The 21439-nt window shown below is 69.7% G+C and carries 13 protein-coding genes; 6 read left to right on the top strand and 7 right to left on the bottom strand.

What is annotated here, in order from left to right; all coding sequences use genetic code 11:
• Positions 1-59 precede the first annotated feature (59 nt).
• The 4 genes from ASC60_RS31365 to ASC60_RS41855 are packed head-to-tail and all read right to left on the bottom strand — an operon-like array spanning position 60 to position 8938.
• The gene (locus tag ASC60_RS31365; RefSeq protein ID WP_055556894.1) at positions 60-2114 is read right to left on the bottom strand and encodes a PQQ-binding-like beta-propeller repeat protein; all 2055 of its coding nucleotides are present in this window, start codon (positions 2112-2114) and stop codon (positions 60-62) included.
• A 48-nt stretch (positions 2115-2162) separates the two neighbouring features.
• Positions 2163-4367: a PQQ-binding-like beta-propeller repeat protein gene (locus tag ASC60_RS31360; RefSeq protein WP_055556892.1), complete on the bottom strand. Its 2205-nt coding sequence runs from the start codon at positions 4365-4367 to the stop codon at positions 2163-2165.
• Positions 4368-4374: 7 nt separating this feature from the next.
• Positions 4375-6540, bottom strand: a complete 2166-nt coding sequence (locus tag ASC60_RS31355; protein ID WP_055556890.1) for a PQQ-binding-like beta-propeller repeat protein — start codon at positions 6538-6540, stop codon at positions 4375-4377.
• Between the two features lie 19 nt (positions 6541-6559).
• Positions 6560-8938, bottom strand: coding sequence for a PQQ-binding-like beta-propeller repeat protein (locus ASC60_RS41855; RefSeq protein ID WP_063787241.1), 2379 nt, complete (start codon positions 8936-8938; stop codon positions 6560-6562).
• A 271-nt stretch (positions 8939-9209) separates the two neighbouring features.
• Between ASC60_RS41855 and ASC60_RS31345 the strand changes: the two genes are divergently transcribed.
• The 5 genes from ASC60_RS31345 (at position 9210) to ASC60_RS41850 (ending at position 17433) form a co-directional block, all read left to right on the top strand.
• Positions 9210-9440 (top strand): DUF397 domain-containing protein, encoded by a 231-nt coding sequence (locus ASC60_RS31345; RefSeq protein ID WP_055556888.1) that lies wholly within the window; start codon positions 9210-9212, stop codon positions 9438-9440.
• A 228-nt stretch (positions 9441-9668) separates the two neighbouring features.
• Positions 9669-13808, top strand: coding sequence for a type VII secretion protein EccCa (gene eccCa, locus ASC60_RS31340; RefSeq protein ID WP_055556886.1), 4140 nt, complete (start codon positions 9669-9671; stop codon positions 13806-13808).
• Between the two features lie 110 nt (positions 13809-13918).
• The gene (locus ASC60_RS31335; RefSeq protein ID WP_055556885.1) at positions 13919-14347 is read left to right on the top strand and encodes a type VII secretion target; all 429 of its coding nucleotides are present in this window, start codon (positions 13919-13921) and stop codon (positions 14345-14347) included.
• Between the two features lie 56 nt (positions 14348-14403).
• Positions 14404-16716: a hypothetical protein gene (locus tag ASC60_RS31330; protein WP_055556883.1), complete on the top strand. Its 2313-nt coding sequence runs from the start codon at positions 14404-14406 to the stop codon at positions 16714-16716.
• 21 nt (positions 16717-16737) lie between these two features.
• Entirely contained in the window at positions 16738-17433 is a 696-nt protein-coding gene (locus ASC60_RS41850; RefSeq protein WP_159043348.1) for a hypothetical protein, read from the top strand.
• Positions 17434-17655: 222 nt separating this feature from the next.
• Here the strand turns inward: ASC60_RS41850 and ASC60_RS41845 are convergent, their stop codons facing one another.
• Positions 17656-17817, bottom strand: coding sequence for a hypothetical protein (locus ASC60_RS41845; RefSeq protein ID WP_159043347.1), 162 nt, complete (start codon positions 17815-17817; stop codon positions 17656-17658).
• Between the two features lie 17 nt (positions 17818-17834).
• The gene (locus ASC60_RS40035; RefSeq protein ID WP_234357210.1) at positions 17835-19037 is read right to left on the bottom strand and encodes a S8 family serine peptidase; all 1203 of its coding nucleotides are present in this window, start codon (positions 19035-19037) and stop codon (positions 17835-17837) included.
• A gap of 1199 nt (positions 19038-20236) precedes the next feature.
• On the opposite strand from ASC60_RS40035, the gene ASC60_RS31310 reads away from it, so the two are divergent.
• Complete coding sequence (locus ASC60_RS31310) at positions 20237-20590, top strand: hypothetical protein (RefSeq protein ID WP_055556876.1); 354 nt, start codon at positions 20237-20239, stop codon at positions 20588-20590.
• 49 nt (positions 20591-20639) lie between these two features.
• On the opposite strand, the gene ASC60_RS31305 is transcribed toward ASC60_RS31310, so the two are convergent.
• Positions 20640-21155 carry a hypothetical protein gene (locus tag ASC60_RS31305; protein ID WP_159043345.1) on the bottom strand — a complete coding sequence of 172 codons (516 nt, stop codon included), beginning with the start codon at positions 21153-21155 and terminating at the stop codon, positions 20640-20642.
• Positions 21156-21439: the final 284 nt, after the last annotated feature.

Raw genomic sequence — 21439 nt, 5'->3', positions numbered from 1 at the left:
GGGTGTCTCCGGGGAGGGGGATCGTGTGGTGTGGCGGTGAATCGGACTGAACCGTCGTCCTAGAACACCGGCATCGCCGTCAGCTTCTCGTCGTGCAGCAGGAAGACCCGGTTTCCGGCTCCGGCCAGCCGCCAGGCGCCCGCGCCGCCCTGGGCGTACGGCCAGGCGACGCTTCCGCTGCGCGCGTCCACGGTCGTGATGCCCCGCTGACCGTAGTCGTCGATCACCGTCCAGACGCTGTTGCCCTGCACCACCGGCGGCGCGAGCGGATGCTGTTCGGACGAGACCGTCACCGTCCAGGTGTCCGAGCCGTCCGATGCCCGGCGCGCGGTCAAGTCGGTGGCGTCCACGGCGTGGACGGTGCCGTCGCGCACGGCCGGCGCGCTCCAGCCGAGGTCTCCGGTGGCGGTGCGCGCCCACTTCTCCTCGCCGTCCGCGAGCGAGAGCGCGGCCAGGGTGCGTCCGCCCAGATAGACCGTGCCGTCGGCGGTGACCGGGGCGAGCGGGGTGGAGCCCTGCCGGTCGCGGTGCCAGACGGGCTTGCCGTCGGCGGTGTCGTACCCGGTCACCCTGCCGTCGGCGGCGTGGACCACGAGCCTGTCACCGGCCGCCGTCGCGGCGGGGGTGGTCCGGCCGGTGGGGCCCGGCGCGGTCCACAGGGTCGCGCGGGAGGTGAGCGATACGGCGCGGATACGGCCGTCGCGGGTGACGAGGTAGACGGCCTGGTCATCGGCGGCCAGCAGGGCGCGCGCGTCCGCCCGGTCGGCCTCCCACCGCTCGGTGCCGTCCGCGGCGCGCAGCGCCCGTACGGCACCCCGGGTGTCAGCGACGAGAACGGTGCCGTCAGGGGCCGCGAGGGCGCGGCCGGTCAGACCGGTGCCCTTCGACGTCCAGCGCGGCTTTCCGTCGCGTACGCGGTAGGCGCGCAGCCGTCCGCCCGCGGCCGGGACGAGGACGAGGTCATGGATGGGGAACGGCGCGGGTACGGCTCGGTCGGCGAGGTGCAGGGGGCCGATGTCGACGGGCCCCCACAGAGGCGAGGGCGCGGTGCCCTCGTCGTAGTGCGCCAGCGGCTTGGCGTCCCAGGGCCGCGCCCCGCCCGCCGTGTCCTCGTCGCCGCTCAGCAGCCACCACGCCCCGGCGCCGCCGCCCGCCGCGAGCACCGCGCCGCCCGCGGCGAGGGTGGTGAGCAGTCTGCGGCGGGTGGGGCGGGACGGTTCGTCGCCGGGCATGGTGGCCATCCGGCGGGCGTCCGCCTCGCGTCGTGCGATGTCCTCCGCGAGCGACCCGGTCCGCCAGATCCGCCCGGCGCCGCGGGGCGGCGTCAGCTGCCCGGCGAGGGCGTCGAGGTCGGGCCGGTCCGCGGCCTCCTTGGCGAGGCAGGGGGCGACCAGGGCCCGTATGTCCTGCGGCACCGCGCCCAGTTCCGGCTCACCGTGCACCACCTGGTACTGCACGGCGGCCACGTGCCCGCCCTCGTAGACCGGCCGCCCACCCGCCGCGTACGCCAGGACCACACCGAGGGAGAACACGTCCCCCGCGGGCCCGGTCCGCCGCCCGAGGACCTGCTCGGGCGCGGCGTAGCCGGGGGTGGCGAGCGTCTGTCCGGTGGTGGTGAGGGTGAGTCCGTGCTCGGGGCGGGCGATGCCGAAGTCGATGATCCTGGGGCCGCGCGAGGTCAGCACGATGTTCGACGGCTTGAGGTCGCGGTGCACCAGCCCCGCCCCGTGGATCTCCCGCAGCGTCGTCACCAGTGCCGCGCCCAGCGCCCTGACGGCGGGTTCGCCGAGGGCCCCGTACCGCTCGACGGCCTGGTCGAGGGTGGGCCCTGCCAGGAACTCGGTGGCGATCCACGGCCGTCCGCCCTCGGTCCGCGCCGCCAGCACCCGTGCCACCCCGTCGCCGCGCACGGACTGCGCCGCGTACGCCTCGCGCAGGAAGCGCCGGGCCATCTCCGGATCGTGCGCCAGCTCGGGCCGCAGCACCTTGACCGCCGCGGTCCGGCCCTGTGCGTCCCGCCCGAGGTACACCTGGCCCATCCCGCCGGCTCCGAGCACGCCGGTGAGGCGGTACGGGCCGAGGCGGAGGGGGTCGCCGGTGCCGAGGGGGTTCATGGGGCTCCTGGAGATGGGGTGGCGGGGGCGGGGTGGGGTGGGGAGGCGCTACTCGTCGAGCGGTAGGGCGCATACGGCGGGGCCGCGCACGACGATGAGCCGCCCGGCCTTGGGGAAGGCCATGATCGCCGGGGAGATTCCGCCCTGGTCACCGAAGGGGCTCTGGAAGGTCCAGGCGACACGGTGCGTCCGCAGATCGATCGCAGCGATCCACTGGGCGTCGTTGTCCGGCGAGGCGTAGAAGTACCCGCCGCTCACGGCGGAGGTGGCGGCGAAAAAGAGCGCGGACGCGGTGGCCTTGTCCTCCTCCCACAGCAGACGGCCGTTCCGTGCGTCCAGGGCGATGAGGCGGTTGTTGCGCTCCGTCGTATAGACGACATCGTCCTTGAAGACCGGCGGGCCGTAGTGCTGGGCCTCCGGGTCGTAGTTCTCGCCGAACTTCCGGCCCTTGCCGAAGTTCCACGCGGTCTTGCCGTCGGCGAGCCGCAGCGCGAGCAGTTCCGAGCTGCCGAGGAACACATGGTCCGGGGAGAGGGCATGACGCCTCCCCGCGTCGAGACCGTTCGCGTGCTTCGCTGGAACCCGCACCGACCAGCGGGCCGCCCCGGTTCGGGCGTCGATCAGGGAGGCCGACTCCCCCTGGGTCCGGAGGAACGACGAGCCCAAGGGAGTCGCGACCAGGCCGGCGACGGTGTCGCCCGGCGTGGGCATCGAGCGGCGCCATCTCTGCTCACCGGTCCGGGAGTCGACGGCGATCCGCACCCATCCCTTGCGGGACTTCCCTTCGATGACCAGCGATCGGCCTACCGCGATCACCAGGCGCGTCTCCAGCGGGTCGAGGTCGCCGAACTCGGCCAGCGACGCCCGGAAGCTGCCCGTGGCGAGGTCGACGGGGACCAGGCGGAGCTTCGAGGCGCTGCCATCCAGCGCGAACAGCCGTTCGCCGTCCGACAGGACGGTCTTCGCGTCCGCCACCAGCTCACTCTCCGCGCGCCGCCTGCCGGTTCTCGCGTCGACACAGAGCAGCTCGCCCTCCGAGACCAGGGCCAGGTCGTCCCCGACGGTGAGCACGGTGGCGTCCCCCACGGCCAGGTTCCGGCCCACGGTGGCCTTCCACGCGAGGCGCGGCGCGCCTCCCGGCGTCCTCCGGGGCCGGGCCTTCCGCCCGCTGTCCGCCGTGTCGTCACCGCGGGCGAGCAGGCCCCAGGCGCCCGCCGCGCCGCCCGCGGCGAGCACGCCGCCGCCGAGGGTGAGCAGCCTGCGGCGGGTGACGCGGGGGCGGCGCGACAGGGAGGTCAGGGAGGTCAGGGTGGTGGACTCCTCGTCCGGTACGGGCAGTCGGGCGGGCTGGATCTCCCATACGGCCGCGCTGCGCCGCGCGATGTCGGCGAGCAGCGCGTCCGGAAGGTGGTCCACGAGGTCGCCGATTCCGCCGGGGGCACCGTCGGGGGCTCGTTCGTGGAGGAGCGCGCCCAGCTCCGCCGTGCCGGGCCGCCGCTCCGGGTCCTTGGCGAGGCACCGCTCCAGCGCCGGGCGCAGACCGTCCGGCACGCCGGTCAGGTCCGGCTCCGCGTACCGCACCCGGTAGAGCAGGTCCGCGGGCTGCCCGGTGCCGAAGGGCGGGCGGCCGGTCGCCGCGAAGACCAGCACCCCGGCGAGGGCGAAGACATCGCCCGCCGGGGTGTGTTCGCCGCCGACCGCCTGCTCGGGCGACATGTAGGCGGGGGTTCCGGCCGCCGCGCCCGTACGGGTCAGCCGGTCGTCGCCCGCGGCCCGGGCGATGCCGAAGTCGATGACCTTGGGGCCGCGGGCGGTCAGCAGGATGTTGGACGGTTTGAGGTCGCGGTGCACGACGTCGGAGCGGTGCAGCTGGGCGAGCGCGTCGCACAGGGCGGCGCCGAGCGCCCGTACGGCCGGTTCGGGCAGCGCGCCGCAGAGGGCGACCGCGTCGTCGAGCGGCGGGCCGAGGACGTACTCGGTGGCGAACCAGGGAGTCGCGGCGAGCGGATCGGCGTCGACGACCTGGGCGCCGTACTGCCCGCCGATGACGCGGGCCGCGTCGATCTCCAGCCGGAAGCGGGTACGGAACTCGGTCTGCGCGGCGAACCGCCGGTGCATGGTCTTCAGCGCGACCGTACGTCCGCCCGGGGAGCGGCCGAGGTACACGGTGCCCATGCCGCCGCTGCCGAGGCGGGCGACGAGGACGTACGCGCCGAGCCGTCGCGGGTCGTCGTGGGTGAGGGGATGCGCCATATCCGAATCAGTCCACCGGCAGCGCGTAGAGGGAACTTCCGTTCACGACGACGGCCATGCCCGGCGCGGTGTCCACATAGCCGCTGAAGCCGCCGGCGCCCTGACCGCTGCCGACAGGGGCGAAGCGCCAGCGCAGCGATCCGTCGGCCGCGTTCAGCGCCTCGATTTCGCCGGTGTTGACCTGAAGCACGGTCCGGCCGGCGTGGCTGATCACGGTCTCGCTGTACCTCATCTCGCCCTGGGGCTCGACGGCGGCTCCCCGCCGCCACCGCGGATGTCCGGTGCGCGTGTCGACGGCGTAGGTGACGCTGTCCTCGTCGGTGACGCAGAGGGTGCGGCCCCGTATGGCGGGCTTGGTGTACATGTATCCCTTGGTCGTGAACCGCCAGCGCCGCTTGCCACTGGTGAGGTCGTGGGCGCGGACGGCCTTGTCATCGCTGGCGATCAGCAGGTCTCCGGGGGCGACGGTCCGGAAGGCGCCCTGGAATTCGGCGCTCACGCCTTCATAGTCGCGCGTCCACAGCTTCTTGCCGTCCCGCTGCCTGAGCGCCGCGTACGACCAGGTCTTTCCCTCGGTCCGCAGGAAGCCGCTGCCCGGCGGGCCGTTGTTCTCGACGATGAGGGCGCCGCCGCTGAGCACTCCTGGGCTCTCCTCGTCATCGGCCGAGCCCCCGGAAGGGAGCGGAGTGCGCCACAGTTCCTCACGCTTCTCGAGGTCGTAGGCGATCACCATCGTCTTGACGCGGTCTCCTTCGGACTTCCCGGCCATGAACCAGAGCGTGTTGCCGCGGGTCGCCAAGGGGCCCAGAAACGCGGGGAGTTTTCCGTCGTCGTATCTCCGCTCGGTCCACGTGACCTTTCCGGTGCGCGTCGAGACGGCCGCGAACTCGCTTTCGGCCATGCCCGCACGGGAGCTGAGGAAGAGTCCACCGGCGAGGGGCATGAGCGTCTGCGAGGGCCACATGTTCTCACGTGTCCAGAGCTTCTTGCCATCGCGCAGCCGCACCGCCGTCACCGCGCTCCCGCCCGCCATCAGGGCGACGTTCCCGCCCGCGAGGACGGGCGGGCCTTCGAGGCCGAAGTCGATGTCGCGCCGCCACAGCGGGGCGGGGGCGGTCCCTCTTACGGACAGCGGGGCGCGGCGGGTCGGCCCTTCGTCCGCCGTCGCGCGCCACACGGCCACCCCTCCCGACCCCAGGACGAGCCCGGCCAGCCCGGCCAGGCCGCCGATGGCGAGCGATCGCCGGGAGGCCCTGCGGGCCTCGTCGCGGCCGGTGGACTCCGTCGCGTCCGGTACCGCCTCCATCGGGTACCGGGCGACCTGTTCGGCGAGGGCTGTCGCGATGGCCTCCGGCAGACCGCAGCCGGAGCCCGCGGGCGTACGGAGCGCCTGGAGCAGGGCGGCGGGCCGGGGCCGGTGTGCGGGGTCCGCTGACAGGCAGGGGGTGATTGCTTCCCGGAGCGTTTGCGGCAGCGCCCCGATATCGCCCGACGGCCGGCCCGTCGCGGCGTAGGCCAGCACCGCGCCGAGCGCGTAAACGTCGCCCGGGGGCCGCGGCCATTCGCCCGCCCGCTGTTCCGGCGGCAGGGCAGTGGGGTCCACACCGCACGGTCCCGCGCGCTCGCTCCGGTCCAGCGCCGCGGCCCGGACCAGCCCGTAGCCGGTCAGCCGGGGGCCGTCGGAGGTGAGCAGCACCGCGCTCGGCGACATCCCGGCATGCACCAGACCGCCTGCGTGCGCGCCCGCCAGCGTCTCGGCGAGGGCCGCGCCCAGCGCGCGGACGACCGGCTCCGGGAGCGGGCCGCCGTGCGCGGCCAGCGCGGCGGGCAGAGTGAGGGCGGGGAAGCAGTCGTGGGCCACCCAGGCGAGCGGGGCGTCCGCCGGAGCGATATCGGCGACGCGCGCTGTCCAACGCCCGGTCAGACGGCGGGAGTTCTCGGCCTCCGCCCGGAACCGCACCCGATAGGCCGGGTCTTCGGCCAGCGCCGGTTGCGGCAGCGTCAGGACGACGATGCGGCCCGTACGGTCGTCACGCGCGAGGCGGCGGCGCGCGTCCTCAGCCGCCCCGTCCCCGTCCCATGGGGCGAGGACGCGGTACGGGCCGATCCGCTCCGTACCGTCGTCGGTCGCACCGGTCCGGCCGTCCACGTCCGGCACGTGCGGCGGTTCCATAGGCCCTTCCCCCGTCCAGCTAGTCCAGTGGCAGCGCGTACACGCTCTGATGACCGATCACGACGACCCGGTCGTCCGTGACCGCCACCTTGCGGCGCGCCGATCCCTTGTCCGCGGTGCCCCCCGCGTCGGTGAAGCGCCACAGCAACGCACCGTCCTCGGCGTCGAACGCGTCCACTTCCGCGTCCCCTGCCATCAGCGCCCGGTGTCCCGCCGGGCTGACCAGCATGTCGGGGGTGCGCGGCGCGGACAGTCCCTTCAGCACGAATCCATAGGTGCGTTGCCAGCGGATCCGGCCGGTCGTCGCCTCGATCGCGTGGAGGGCGTAGCCACCGTCCGCGGCGTACGCGGTGTTTCCGTGGACGAGGGGCAGCCCGAAGTCGGGGCGATGGCCTGCGCCATCCTTTCCGAGCGCCTCGACGGACCACAGCCCCTTGCCGCCCCGGAGCGCGTCGAATCCCCGCAGGGTGCTGTCGGCGGCGGCGATCAGTGTGCGGTCGCCGTCGGTCGTGACCATCCCTTCTGCGCTCACGCCCGGATAAACCCGCTGCCACAGCTTTTTTCCGGCGTCCCGGCTGAAGGCCACGGCTTCCCTGGTCCGCTCCGCGCCCCGGCCGCCAGGGTTCATGACCACGAGCGCGCCCTTGAGGAGATGCCCGTCGGTGAAACCGTCCGGCAACGCTCCGCGCCACATCTCATCGCGTCGGCCGACGTCATAGGCGACCACGACACGGCCGTTCCCCTCCCCTGTCCCGGACATGAACCACACGGTGGTTCCGTCGACCGCGAGCAACGCCTCGAACGATGTCGGCGCGCCCCGCCGGAACTCCTTGGACCGCCACTGGATACGGCCGGTCCGCGGCTCCAGCGCCGCGATCCCGTCGCCCGGCACGAACAGCGCGTCCTCGCCGCCCGTCCAGGGCTGCCCCTTCGGGCGGAGTCCGTCCTGCGTCCAGAGCCGCTTACCGGTCCGCAGATCGATCCCCGCGACGAACCGCTCCCCCGTGATGACCGCGACCGCATCACGCCAGATCAGCGGGGCGTACACCGGCGCCGCGCCCCCAATGCCGTAACGCCACGCGGGCGTGGGCGGCGCGCCCTCCACACGCCGCCGCGAACGGTGCGCGGCGGCGAGGCGCTGGGCCGGGGTCGGCGGGGCGGGTGGGTCCGGCTCCGTCGCCACCCAGGTGACGCCGCCGCCCACCGCCAGGCCCGCCACGCTCCCGGACGCGCCCACGAGGAGAGCGCGCCGGGAGGGGCTCATGGTCGTCGGAGACGCGGTGGTCCCGCCGGGGCCCTGGTGCGCTTGCGCGGTCTCGTCCTGCGTCGCGGCGCCGGTCGTGGCCCGGGGCTCTGTGGCGGCCTCGGGCTCGGGCTCCGCGTCGATCTCCGCCGCCAGCACCGACGCGGACTGCTCCGCCAGCGCGACGACCAGCCGCGCCGGCAGCCAGCCCGGATCCAGCAGGCTCACGGCGCGGCTGACCCCGGCTCCCGGAGCGGTCGCCCCCGGCCCGCCGCCCGGGGTGGGCGGACCACCCGGGGCGCCGTCGACAACCGTGGGCAGCGCCCCCGCGGGCGCCCGCGCCGTGCTCGGGGCGGGCAGCGGGGCGCGTACGCCGCGCAGCAGGTCGTCCAGCAGCGCCCGCGCCGTCGGCCGGTCCGCCGGGTCCGGGGCGAGGCACGCGCGCAGCGTGTCCCTCAAGTCCTTTGGCAGCGCGTCCGCTTCGGGCCGCGACCGCCCCGTCGCCGCGTACGCCAGCACCGCGCCCAGCGCGAAGACGTCCCCCAGGGGGCGCGGCCGTCCGCCCGCGAGCTGTTCCGGGGGCAAGGCGTCGGTGTCCAGCCCCGGCAGCCCGGCCCGCGCCGTGCCGTCCGGCCCGGCGGCCCGCACGGCGCCGAACCCGGTCAGCCGGGGGCCGTCGCCCGCCAGGAACACCGTGGCCGGCGCGATCCCGGCATGTGTGAACCCCGCCTCGTGCGTCTGGTGCAGCGCCTCGGCCAGCACCGCGCCGACCGCCCGTACGGTACGCACCGGCAGCGGCCCTCCGTACGCCTCCAGGACGGCGGGCAGCGGCAGCATCGGGAGATACGGGGACGCGCTCCACGGGAGATCCGTACCGTCCCCCGAGACCTCCATGACAGGCACGATCCACGGGCACCGCGAAGCGCCACTCAGCAGCCGCGCGTTCTCCGCCTCCGCCCGGAACCGCTCCGGGTACCCCGTGTCGTCCGACGAGGCCACCGGCGGCGCGCTGATGAGGACCGTACGATCGCCACCGCCGCTGCGCGCGATGAAGCACCGTGCCACCGCCGCGGTGTCCCCCGCCTCCGGATCCAGCCGCGCGATGAGGTGATAGGGACCGATCCGCCGCGGGTCGTCCCGGCTCAGCGGTTCCACGAGCGCCTCGTCGTGGCGTACGTACTCACGTGCAAAGCCCCCTCGTCGTACCGCTTACCCGCTCGTGACATGCGCGCGGCAGTCACCCTACCCGGCAGCTCCGAACCGCCTCCTTCCGATACAGCCGGTCACCCGGTCCAGCCGGTCCGCCCGGTCCTTCCGGTGTGGACTGGCGGTGTTCGATTGCCGCCGTGCGCACTGGTGGATGAGACTGTCCGTCAAGGGCCGTGCGGGTTTGTTCCCGCGGTATCGCGAAAGGAATTCTCCACCGATGGCTGACGCCAAAGAGAAGGCTGAGCTGTACGCCCTCGACATCTCCGGTGTCGAGTGGCTCAGCGCGCCGGGCAGCACCACCGAAGAGCGAGTGGAGATCGCCTATCTGCCGAACGGGGCCGTGGCCATGCGCAATTCGGCCGACCCCGAGACGGTGCTGCGCTACACGGAAGCGGAGTGGCGCGCCTTTGTGCTCGGCGCGCGGGACGGGGAGTTCGACGTGCGCTGAGCATGGGCTCGCGCGATGCGCGCGGAGGGGGCGTACACCGACCGGTGTACGCCCCCTCCGCGCGTGCGGCGGCTTTCCCCCGGAGGAGTCCCGGGGGCGACTCCACCGTGACGGCGCGTAGCGATAGGCTCACAGGGTTCGGGGGACGACGTCACCGCGGCACCGGCGTGACGTGTACCGGATCTCGCTCCGTACAGGGAAGCTGAAACGAGGGGGACTGACCGCCCGGTGAGCCAGATTGTCGTCAAGCGTCCGCCCCGGGCGCTGCCGCCCGATGTGCCCACGGACGAAGTCCAGCTCACAGCGCCCCCGGAGCTGTCACGCGCGGAGCAGGGCGGCCTGCTGACCCAGTTTCTGCCCCTGCTCGGCATGAGCGGCTCGATGGTCTACTTCTTCAACTCCGGCGCGGGGCCCTTCATGCGCGTCATGGGCTGGATGATGCTCGCGTCGGCCCTGGCCACCATCGCCGCCCAGGTCGTGCGCTTCCGGCGCGGCACGGAGGGCCGGACGGCGGGGGCGCGCCGGGACTACCTGACGTACCTCGCGCACACCCGGCGCGGTGTGCGCCGTACCGCCCGGAGCCAGCTCGAAGTGCTGCTGTATCTGCACCCGGCGCCCGACCAGCTGTGGGCGACGGTCGCCGAGGGCAGCAGGGTGTGGGAACGCAGGCTGGGGGACGAGGACTTCGGCCAGGTCCGGGTCGGCGTCGGCCCGCAGCAGCTGTCGACCCCGCTGGTGGCCCCGACCACGGCGCCGGTCGACGAGCTGGAGCCGCTCGCGGCGGGCGCGATGCAGAAGTTCCTGATGCTGCACGGCGCCGTGGACGGGCTGCCGGTGGCGGTGTCGCTGCGCCGCTTCTACCACCTCACGGTCGCCGGGGACGCGGACACCGCCCGGGGCACGGCGCGCGCCCTGGTGGGCCAGCTCGTCACGTTCCACTCGCCCGAGGACCTGGCCGTGGCCGTCCTGGCGGGCGGCCCGGACGCCGTCGCGCGCTGGGACTGGACGAAGTGGCTGCCGCACACCCAGGTCCCCGGCGCCCTGGACGGGGCAGGCACGCGGCGGCTGTTCTGCCAGGACGCGGACCAACTGGAGGCGCTTCTGGCCGGGGGCGGCCCGGACAGCCCCGACGGCCCGGACGGGTCGGGGAGTCCGCTCGCCTGGCGCCCCCGCTTCAACCCCGACGGGCCACCGGTCCTCGACGCGCGCCATGTGGTCGTCATCCTCGACGGCGGCACGGTCTCGTCCGACGCGCTGCTGGCTCACGCGGACGGCATCCAGGGCGTCACCGTCATCGAGGTGGTGCCGGGCGAGCTGGACGAGCCGCGCGGAAGCCTGTCGGTGGACGTACGCCCCGGACGGCTCGTCCTGCGGTCGGCCGCCGGTCTGGTCTACGAAGGCGAGCCGGACACGCTCCCGCTGGAGGCGGCCGAGGCGCTGGCCCGCCAGCTCGCGCCGCTGCGCGCGGGCGCCGGCGACCAGGACGAACCGCTGCTGGCCGAACTGGACTTCACCGACCTGCTGGACCTCGGCGACGCGGCCTCCGTGGACGCCACCCGGACCTGGCGGCCCGGTACGACGGCCGAGCGGCTGCGGGTCCCCATCGGGGCCGGCGAGGACGGCGAACCGGTGATGCTCGACCTGAAGGAGGCCGCGCAGGGCGGCATGGGCCCGCACGGGCTGTGTGTGGGCGCCACCGGTTCGGGCAAGTCGGAGCTGCTGCGCACGCTGGTCCTGGCGCTCGCGGTCACCCACTCCTCCGAACACCTCAACCTCGTCCTGGCGGACTTCAAGGGCGGCGCGACCTTCACCGGCATGGCGGAGCTGCCGCACGTCTCCGCGGTCATCACCAACCTCGCGGACGATCTGACCCTCGTGGACCGCATGGAGGATTCCATCCGGGGCGAACTGCAGCGCCGTCAGGAGATGCTCCGCGGTGCGGGCAACTACGCCAACGTCCACGACTACGAGCGCGCGCGGGCCGCGGGCGCCCCGCTGGAGCCGCTGCCCACCCTCCTGCTGATCATCGACGAGTTCAGCGAGCTGCTCAGCGCCAAGCCGGACTTCATCGAGATGTTCATCCAGATCGGGCGCATCGGCCGCTCGCTCGGGGTGCATCTGCTGCTGTCCTCCCAGCGCCTGGAGGAGGGACGGCTGCGCGGCCTGGACACCTACCTGTCGTACCGCATCAGCCTGCGCACCTTCTCCGCCACCGAGTCACGGGCCGCCATCGGGGTGGCCGACGCGTACCACCTGCCCACGCTGCCCGGCTCCGGCTACCTGAAGTTCGGCACGGACGAGATGATGCGCTTCAAGGCGGCGTACGTCTCGGGCGCGTACCGCACCCACGACCCGGCGGTCGACGGCGGTGACGGGGCGCCCCCGCTCGACCGGCGGCCCGCGCTGTTCACCGCCGAACCGGTCCCGGCCGCGTACGCCTCCCCCGCCCCCGCTCGAGGCGCGGCCCCGCCGGACGACGCCCTGTCCGACGACGCCCTGCCGAACAACGCTTTGTCGGACACGGTGCTCGACGTCATCGTCCGGCGGCTGGAGGGGCAGGGCCCGGCGGCGCACGAGGTGTGGCAGCCACCCCTCGACGCCTCCCCCGCGCTCGACGAACTGCTTCCCCCGCTGGCCACCTCCCCGGCCCGCGGCCTGCACGCGCCGGACTACGCGCGTCCGGGCGACCTGGTCGTCCCGGTCGGGCTGGTCGACAAACCCTTCGAGCAACGGCGCGAAGTCCTCTACCGCGACTTCTCCGATGCCGCGGGCAACCTCCTGGTGGTGGGCGGCCCGCAGTCCGGCAAATCCACCCTCCTGCGCACGCTCATCGCGTCCTTCGCCCTCACCCACACCCCGTGCGAGGCCCAGTTCTACGGCCTGGACTTCGGCGGCGGCGGACTGTCCGCGATCGCGAGCCTGCCGCACGTGGGCACGGTCGCCTCGCGACTGGACCCGGAGCGGGTGCGCCGCACGGTCGCCGAGGTCACCGCCGTACTGACCGACCGCGAGGAGCTGTTCCGCGCGCGCGGCATCGACTCGATCGCCACATACCGGAAGCGACGGGCGGTGGGCGAGCTTCCCGACGAGTCCCGGGGTGACATCTTCCTCGTCATCGACGGCTGGGGCGCCTTCAAGCGGGAACACGAGGCGCTCGAAGGCCCGGTCATGGACCTCGCGACCCGCGGGCTCGGCTACGGCGTCCACCTCGTCCTGACCGCCACCCGCTCCATGGAGGTGCGAGCGGCGCTCAAGGACCAGTTCATGAACCGCCTGGAGCTGCGCCTGGGCGACCCCCTCGACTCCGACTTTAACCGCAGGACGGCCGCCAACGTCCCGGTCGGCGTCCCCGGCCGCGGGCAGACCGCCGAAGGTCTCCACTTCCTGGCCGCTCAGCCCCGCCTCGGCGCCACCGCCGCGGGCACCGACTCGACTCCCGACGCCGGGCCGGCCGCCCCGGCGGTCGGCACCGACGCGCCCGCCGGCACCGACCCAACCGCCGGCACCGACCCAACCACCGCGGTCGGCCCTGCCTTCGCCACGGAACCGGCCGCCGCGACCTCCGCCCTCGTCCGCGCGGTCCGCGCCCACTGGTCCGGCCCCGCCGCCCCCGAGATCCACGTCCTCCCCCGCGAACTCCCCGCCGAACAGCTCCCGAAGCCCCTCGACAACCCGCAGCTCGGTCTGCCGATCGGCATCGACGAGGACAGCCTCGCCCCGGTCTTCATCGACTTCGACGCCGCCCCGTTCTTCCTGATCTTCGGCGAAAGCGAATCGGGCAAGACCTCCCTGCTGCGCCTACTGGCCCGGCAGATCAGCGAGCGCTACACCCCCGACGAGGCGAGGATCATCGTCGGCGACTACCGCCGCACCCTCCTGGAAGCCGTCCCGGATTCCCACCTCCTGGAGTACGCCCCGGCCGCCCCCGCCCTCGAGATGCACATGGACGCACTGAGCGCCCTGATGCGACACCGAGCCCCGGGCCCCGACGTCACCCCGCGACAGCTCCGCGCACGCGACTGGTGGAGCGGGCCGCGGTTCTTCGTCATCGTCGACGACTACGAGCTGGTCGCCACGAGCGCCGGAAACCCCCTGGACCACCTGCTGAGCGCCCTGCCCTTCGCCCGCGACGTCGGCGTCCACCTCATCATCGCCCGCAGCACGGCCGGCGCCTCGCGCACCTCGTACGAGCCCTTCCTGCAGCGCGTCAAGGAACTGGGCGCCCAGGGCGTCATCCTCTCGGGCGACCCCGGCGAAGGCGACCTCCTCGCCAACACCCGCCCCCGCCGCCTCCCCCCGGGCCGCGCCACCCTGATCACTCGCAAGAGCGGCACGCCGCTCGTCCAACTCGGTTGGCTGTCAACCTAATTCGGAGACACACGACTCGTGTCAACCGTGCAGCGCACACCGCGACACGGTAAGTTTGACGATCATTCATATATGCCCCAACCGGAGTCGAAGCACCATCAGGGGGGATTGTGTCGTTTGATGAGCAATGGGCGAGCTTTCGCACGCAAGCAGCGGAACGCCAAGCGACCCGCACGCAGATCAACTCGTTCGACGCCGGCGGCACGCCATCGCCCAAGGGGAAGCTCAAGGTCACACCGAAGGTCCTACGCGACATGGCTGACAAGGCTGATGACGCGCGCAGGAACTTCGCGAAAGCCGATAACCAGGCTGTAAAGGAAACCAGTCAGGTCAAGGACAGCCTCAAGGGGTTCGATTGCGCCACCGCCTTCGACGCGTTCGAAGACCGGTGGCGGGACCAGATGCGCTACGTCCAGGGCTTGCTCGAACACGGGGTCGCGGGAGCCCTACGGAACGCCGCGGCAGAGTTCCAGGTAGGAGACAAGGACACCGCCGACAAGTTCAAGGATCACGACGGAAACAAACGGGTGGCCAGATAGCACCCCGAAGCGACAAGCCGCATTCAACCGAAGATTCCTGGAGCGCGAGAACGGCGATGGTCTCCTACCACGACCTCCTCAAAGTGAATCTACAACCACTCTCCGACGCCGTCGACAAGTGGCGCAACCTGCCGGACCACTTCACCCAGGTCCGGACCAACTTCACCAAGCAGGTCTCGTCCCCCATCACCAACTCGGACTGGGAAGGCAAAGCGGCAGAAGCGGCCGCCGACAAGTTCAAGTCGGTCGCGAAGCAGATGGAGCAGGCCGCCCTTGAAGCCAAGGATGTGCACGGCCTTCTCAGCGACGCCCACACCACGTTCAAGGATGCCCAAAAGAAGCTCAAGGGCTACAAGGACGATATCGAAGCGGACAAGAACCTGGCCATCGACGAACATGGCCGAGTGTCATACAAGCCTACGAACCTGGACGACCTCTCAGAGCAGGCAGAGACCCTGCAGGCCAAGAGATACTCCGAAGCGATCTCCAGCTACAACGACCGGATCACCCAAGTACTCTCGGACGCCACCACAGCGGACGAGATCCTCCAGTGGGCCCTCACGCAGGATTTCAACGGGCGAGGCAAAGGGTTCACCGGTGATGGCTTCAACAGCATCAAGGGGGCCGAAAAGGGGCGCAAGCAGGCTTACGAAGACCTCAAGACCGTCACCGAACTGGCAAGACTCAAAGGAGAGCTCTCCACGGCCGACCTGGAGAAAGCCAACTCAATTCTCTCGAAGCACGAAGGCGATCCCCTCTTCTCAGAGAGGTTCGCAACACGGCTGGGGGCCAAGGGCACGCTGCAGTTCTGGGAGCACGCTGCCGACGTAACCCAGACGGGCGGCGAACGAACCAAGATACTGGAAAAGCTGCAGAGGTCTCTGGGATTCACCCTGGCCACAGCTTCCCACTCCGACAACAAGGCGATCGCGCAGTGGAAGCGGGATGTGATCAACCTCGGCCCCCAGCGGCTCGACGACACCCACTCCGGCGGCCCCTTCAGTAAGGGCCCCTACGGATTCCAGGCCATGAGCAGCCTGCTGCGGTACGGGGAGTACGACAAGAACTTCCTGCTCGACTACGGCAAGGGCTATAAGGACCCGCGCAGCCACGATAAAGACGGCCGCACCGGCGGCTTGCTCGAGTTTGACCGCAAGCACAAGGACGACCTCAAGGGACTATGGAGCCCCGATGGATATGCGCCTTACCTCAGCTTCGGCAAGGGAAGCGACCACGGCATGGACCCCATGGCGGGGTACATGGAGGCCCTGGGGCATAACCCGGGGGCGGCGCAGGCACTGTTCTACCGAGAAGGATTCGACAAGAACTTGGATACGAAGCTTGACCCCGACCTCAAGTATCTTCTGCAGGACCGGGAGTGGCCCAATGGAAACTCTCTAGCCGCAAACGACCGAGGCTATGGCTACGACGAACTGGGGCACGCCTTGGAGGCAGCTACCCTGGGCCACCCTTACGACCAACCCGACCTGGGCCTACACAGGACTCCGGAAAGCGCCAATGTGATGACCCAAGCCGTCGTCACTGTAGCCGAGAATTCCGGACTCGTAGAAGATAAACCAGGCCTCAGCAATAGCCTTGCAAGGATGGGAGCTGGTTATATCGACAATCTCAATTGGACAATCTCCAACTTCGGAGACAAAGATTCTGGCGTAGGCCTCCGAGATGCCGCCTTCGGCAGCATTGGTGACGGCGACATTTTCATCAAAAACACAAAAGCAAAGGACTTCCTTTCCACACTGGGACGAGATGAAGCAAGCCACAACATTCTCTCCACAGCACAGTTGCAGTACACGCTGAGCACCGTAAAGGCCCACCCCGAGGCGGACGACGCCCTCATAACCGTTTTTGGAGCTGGGGCAAAAACACAGGGAATCCTCGACGAAGCACGCGCTGACGCTATAACCAAGGAAACCGAGGAGGGTTCAGCCGAACAGGCCAGAAAGCTTTCCGAAGCTGCGGAATGGAAGAAGTATGACGTAAGCCAGGGAATCGGCAGCGCCGCAAACCTCATCACTCTTCCCCTTGAGGCGGCGAGGTACGCACCTTTCGCAACTCCGCTCGTCGAAGCCGGAGCAGGAGCAATAGAAACCCACCAAGGGATCCAAATCGACAGAGAAGTGGAACGACGCCAAGACGAATACGACACGAAGATCGAGAGAGAAGCGAGCGACACAAAGAAGGAATTCCTGAGGAAAAGCCAAGACCGTACAGTACTCGCGTTTGATTCATATGTGGCAGTCCACCCAGAAATTGACAACTCAACATGGTGGCGCGCAGCTAGTTCGGCCATAGAGAGTGGCTATGGCCTTGGCGCGAGCAACGCCAATCTCTCCGACAGTGGAGAATAGAAGAAGTCCGAAGGAGTAATCATGCACCAATCGCATCCAGCCACGAAAATCTTTCACACCCCCACATCACTCGCTTACCTACTCGTTCTCGCAGTCACTGCCTGCAGTGGACCCAATGGTGACTCAAAAGGTGAACACGAAGACCGGGTCAAGAATCCGGACCTAACTATTCTCACCGAGAAAAGCTGCCTAGGCATCTTCGACAAGAAAGTCGTCACCGAAGCTGAACGCGATCACGCTATCCGAAGGGTCACCGAACCCCGCGCCGGGGATGATGTGACGATTATGGTCAGCTTGGACATGAATAAACAGATGACCACCTTCAAGCCGTTCGCCGGTGGCCCCTGCGTGATCCGTGACGAATCAGCCAAGAAAAGGCTGTTCAGTGTCACAGTGAACTGGGGGCCCAGCACCTTCCCGTCATCCGAGAGGCAGGATGGTAAGTCAACCTCCTACAGAGTAGGAAAAGCCAAAGACGGGAAGCGTGCCGAACTTTTGGTTGACTGCCAACGCTCCGACCTGGTCAAGAAGTCCAAGGACAAGAAGATGCTCGCCTTCCAGGTGACACTCATCGACAACGTGGGCCTCTCCAATCGTGCCGAGGTCAGCATCCTGACCAAGTCCGCACAGAGGTTCACCGACCTGGAAGGTCGATTGTCATGCCAGAACAAGATCACCTACCCCGCCCCGGAGGCAGTTACCGTCGCGACGCGCTGAGGCGGCAGAGGGCACCCGAGCCACGCTCCCGGCTTCACCCACCATCACTTTGCCGCCAAAGCAGCCAGCGCCAGCAAACGGGAAACGCTGTCGACGAGCGTCCGCATCAGTTGGCCGACCACGAGGGCGTTGTCGATGACGTCTTTCATCGGAGGAGCCATCGAGTCCCGCTCCAGGGCCTCTGGATCAAGTTCCTGGGTGGCCCCGTCGTGCCCGGCGACCTCACAAGCGCCCCACATCGACCATCAGGTCTTTCTCGCCAGCCGCGCAATCAATCTCTGGTACCTCGACCTCGAACGCCTTCAGGCGGCGGTTGCCGTTTGCCCCCGAGATGCCCGTACATGACATGCGGCGGGTCGCATAGCTCGGCTGCCCCCGCTTCACGCAACACGTCACCTGCCCTACGTCCGCCTCTTCCCGCGGGCCAACGCGTAGGCCCCGGCTCCGAGCGCGAGCACTGCGGCGACGCCGATCCCGGCATAGACGAGCACGCTGTCGTTGCCGTCATCGCCGCCTGTTGCGGCAGCCGCAGGGGTTTCACTCTGCCCGTTCTCAGCATCCGACGGGGCGTCACCCTTCGCAGGTGAAGACGGTGACGCGGGAGATGTCTTCCCGGGATGGTACTTGGGGAACAGTGGATTGACATCCGCCGGGCCAGGGTCTCCCTTGCCATCGAGCAGGACTTGGGCGGGGCGGATGATGCCGTAGCCGATGTACTCGCTCGGGACCTTGCCCTTGGGCCTGCTTGCCGTTTGCATCATCACGCGCAGGACCTGGTTCGCGGTCCACTTGGGATGCGCGGACCAGATGAGGGCGGCCGAGGCGGAGGCGAGGGCCGTGGCGTGGCTGGTGCCTGATTCCGTGCACCAGCCGGTCTCACTTGCGCAATGACCAGGAATATCTTCACCAGGGGCGGCGAAAGCCACTTGCGAACCATGCGTCGAAAATTCGGAAACGGTGCCGCTCTGATCGACGGATCCGACCCCGACAGCCCCGGGTAGATTTGACGGATAGCCTGCAAAATTATCGGACTTACCATCATTGCCTGACGCGGCAAACATGAGGACGCCGTTTACATTAACTTCACGCAGAGCGTCCTGGAGTCGCTTTAGCGCATCCTCATCCAATGGGTTGCGAATACTCTGCGAGAAATTAATGATGCGAGCCCCACGCTTTATGGCATAGCGCATCGCTTTGACATAGATTGGAGTGGAATCGCCAATACCAGGCTTCCCTGTGCCAGTCTTGACGGGAAGCACCTTCGCGCCAGGCGCTAGCCCTTGGACACCACCCGAGCGTCCCGTTCCAGAAATCAGAGCAGCCATTTCTGTGCCATGGCCATTCGTGTCAATATTCACCGCCTTTGACTTGTGAGAAAAATCTTTCCCTTGCATGACTTGACCACGCAGTTCAGGTATCGAGTCGTTGACGCCGGTGTCCAGCACCGCAACCGTGACACCCTTGCCTGTACTAGTCTGCCAAATTTCGTCAGATTTCATTGCGTCGAGGTACCACTGACGTGAACGGATGTCCTGAGCAGTTGCCGGGGAAACCAGGCTCCCCATACACGCAGCAAAGGCAGCGAGCAGTGCCAGGCCACGCATCGATCGCCTCGTGTTCCCACCGGACAAGAGTGACATCCTTGCGAAATCTCCTGAGACCTCAAGTGCGGCTATTCAATGACAGGAGGCAGCGTATCCCGACGCCCCAGAGCCCAGGCTTCCTGATCTTCGGCTGCCCGCCCTGGTCCGCTACTAGGACGGCGGCGAGGAGTACCAGAAGTCCCCGGCCGTGGGGCAGTTTGCCCCACGGCCTGATCGGAGCTGACAAGTCCGGTACCCCCACGGGTGAAGGTGGCTCTCCTGGAAGACGAGCGAGATTCCGCGATGGTGCCCCCTGACTCGGACGCGGTTCTGCGTCCCCTGCCAGGCCTACTCGACGGAGTGTCTACGGCGCCTGATGCGCCAGGAACAACAGTGCGAGGCACCGACCCTCGCATGATGTCCCCGTTCTCGTTACCAATGGCCACGGCACGCTGACGTGTACCCGCTGTACCAGGATTCGGCGTGCGTGGGCTGTTGACCTGTCCTCCAGGGTCTGAGGCCAACCGTCGCCCGGCGGGCATGCCTTCTGCCCTCGGCCCACCGGTTGCCCTCGCTGTGGGGTTCCCACCGCCGCCCATGGGGCTACGAGACATGGGCATGTTCTCTTCCCCCGCGACCATCCCGCGTGGGAGGCGAGGTGAAGCACTGGGGCGACGCTGCTGGCCCCCCACGACGTCACGGTCCGCAGGCCCACGCGGGGCGAGCGGGCGACGCGGGGTCTCGCTTCCCATGCCCGCCGCTCGTTCGTTCGTCGGGAGGCGCGACATGCGCCTCCCTGCCTCAGGCATTGCGGTTCGACGGTTCCTTGGGCCGTCAGGTCCAGCCGGTAGAGGGGACATCGGGCTGTGGCTCGGCTGACGAGGTGGGTCTACAGGTGGTGTCGGACCGTCGGTCGGCGCCCTTGTCTCATGCTTGGGGAGCGTGGTTGTCGAGTCGATGTGGGTGCCTGTCGCCTCGCGGTGATCCGCCTCCTTAACCGCGTTCCATGCCGCGATTGGCACGCCTTCTTGCACCTGTGGCAAGCGGCTCACGCCTGATCCTGCGCCAGGCGTATGTTGTGCCACTGATCCTGAGTCGTACCTCCGCTCGTCAAGCTCCGGATCGCCCACCATAAGAGGCAGCACCTTGAACTCCGGCTCCCGCTCCGCCTCCATCGTCTGCTGCGCCGCACGGTAGGCCGAGGAGAGGCGCTCCAGTTGGTGGCGGGCCTCTTCGGCCTCGGCGCTGGCGGCCTGCTGGGCGGCCGCGTCCTCGTGGGCCGCTCGGGGGTCCCTGGAGGCGGGCAGGGCGGACTTGGTTTCGGAGAGAGTCTGGCCCGCCTGGGCGACGTGTTTGCCGACGGTGGTGGTGAACAGGCCGAAGCGCATGACTTCGAGGGCGAAGTCGTGGGCCCATTCGCGGAAGGCGTCGCCGCCCTCACCGGTCCATTCGACGCGGGAGACGTGGTGGCGCAGGTCGGAGCCGATGTCGAGGATCTTGGGGCCCGCATCGCCCAGGGCCGTGCCGGCGGCGGTCAGTTTGTCGGCGTCGGCGCTGGCCAGCATCGCCCGTAAGTTGTCCACCGACAGTCCGTCGAACTCTCCGTTCGGCATGTGTTTCCCCCTAGCTGAAGTCCGAGTCGGCTGTGCCGGACTTGCCCCTGCCGGTCTTCGGTGTGTCCTTGTGGTGGCCCGCGGCGGGGCGGTCGTCCGCGTTCGGGCCGTAGTACTCGGCGGTGCGCTTCTGGATGGCGCGGAGGCGGGCGGCCTGTTCGGCGTCGATGCTGTCGTAGCCGCGGTCCGAGATCTGGACGGCGATGCCCAGGGCTTCGAGCTGGTCGCCCAGGGTCCTGGAGAACCTCTCCAGGCGGGCGTGCAGCTTCTCGTAGGCGCCGGCCAGGTCGGCAGCCGCGGTGAACTCCGCGCCGAAGGCGGCATGCGCGAGCGTCTGGTCGCTGATCTTGCCGCGGGCCGCCGGGGAGTCTTCGAGGTCCAGCAGGATCTTGTCGATCCTGCTCTTGAAGCTCGCCAGCGTCTCGGCCTCGACCTTGAGGTCCGAGCGTCCGCCGCTTCCGTCGCCTCCGCTGCGGTCCCGGCTCGCGCTCGCGTCGTATGCGGACGCCTGCCGCCCCTCGCTCATCGTCAGCCCCCCTACGGCGTATACGGCGATCGGGGCCACTGTAGTCGCGGAGCGTGCAGCTCCCCACTACGTTGGGGTGAGCACGCGTCCGGCGATTTCCGGGCATAGGGCGGCATGTGGGACGCCGTTGCCCCCGATCGTTATGGCCCTGTTCAAGCATCCCTGTGGCCGTCCTCGGTGGAGGAAGTCCGCCCGCTATGTGCAGCCACGGGGCGAAGCGGCTCGAGTGCCCCACTGTCTCGTTCTCGCGGCCGGCGTTGCGTCACTCCGGCACGGCCTTGCCC

The sequence above is a fragment of the Streptomyces sp. NBRC 110028 genome, from assembly GCF_001417735.1.
In the GTDB taxonomy this organism is placed as follows: domain Bacteria; phylum Actinomycetota; class Actinomycetes; order Streptomycetales; family Streptomycetaceae; genus Streptomyces.
The sequence above is the reverse complement of the archived record's forward strand: the minus strand, read 5'-3'. Positions and strand labels throughout refer to the sequence as shown.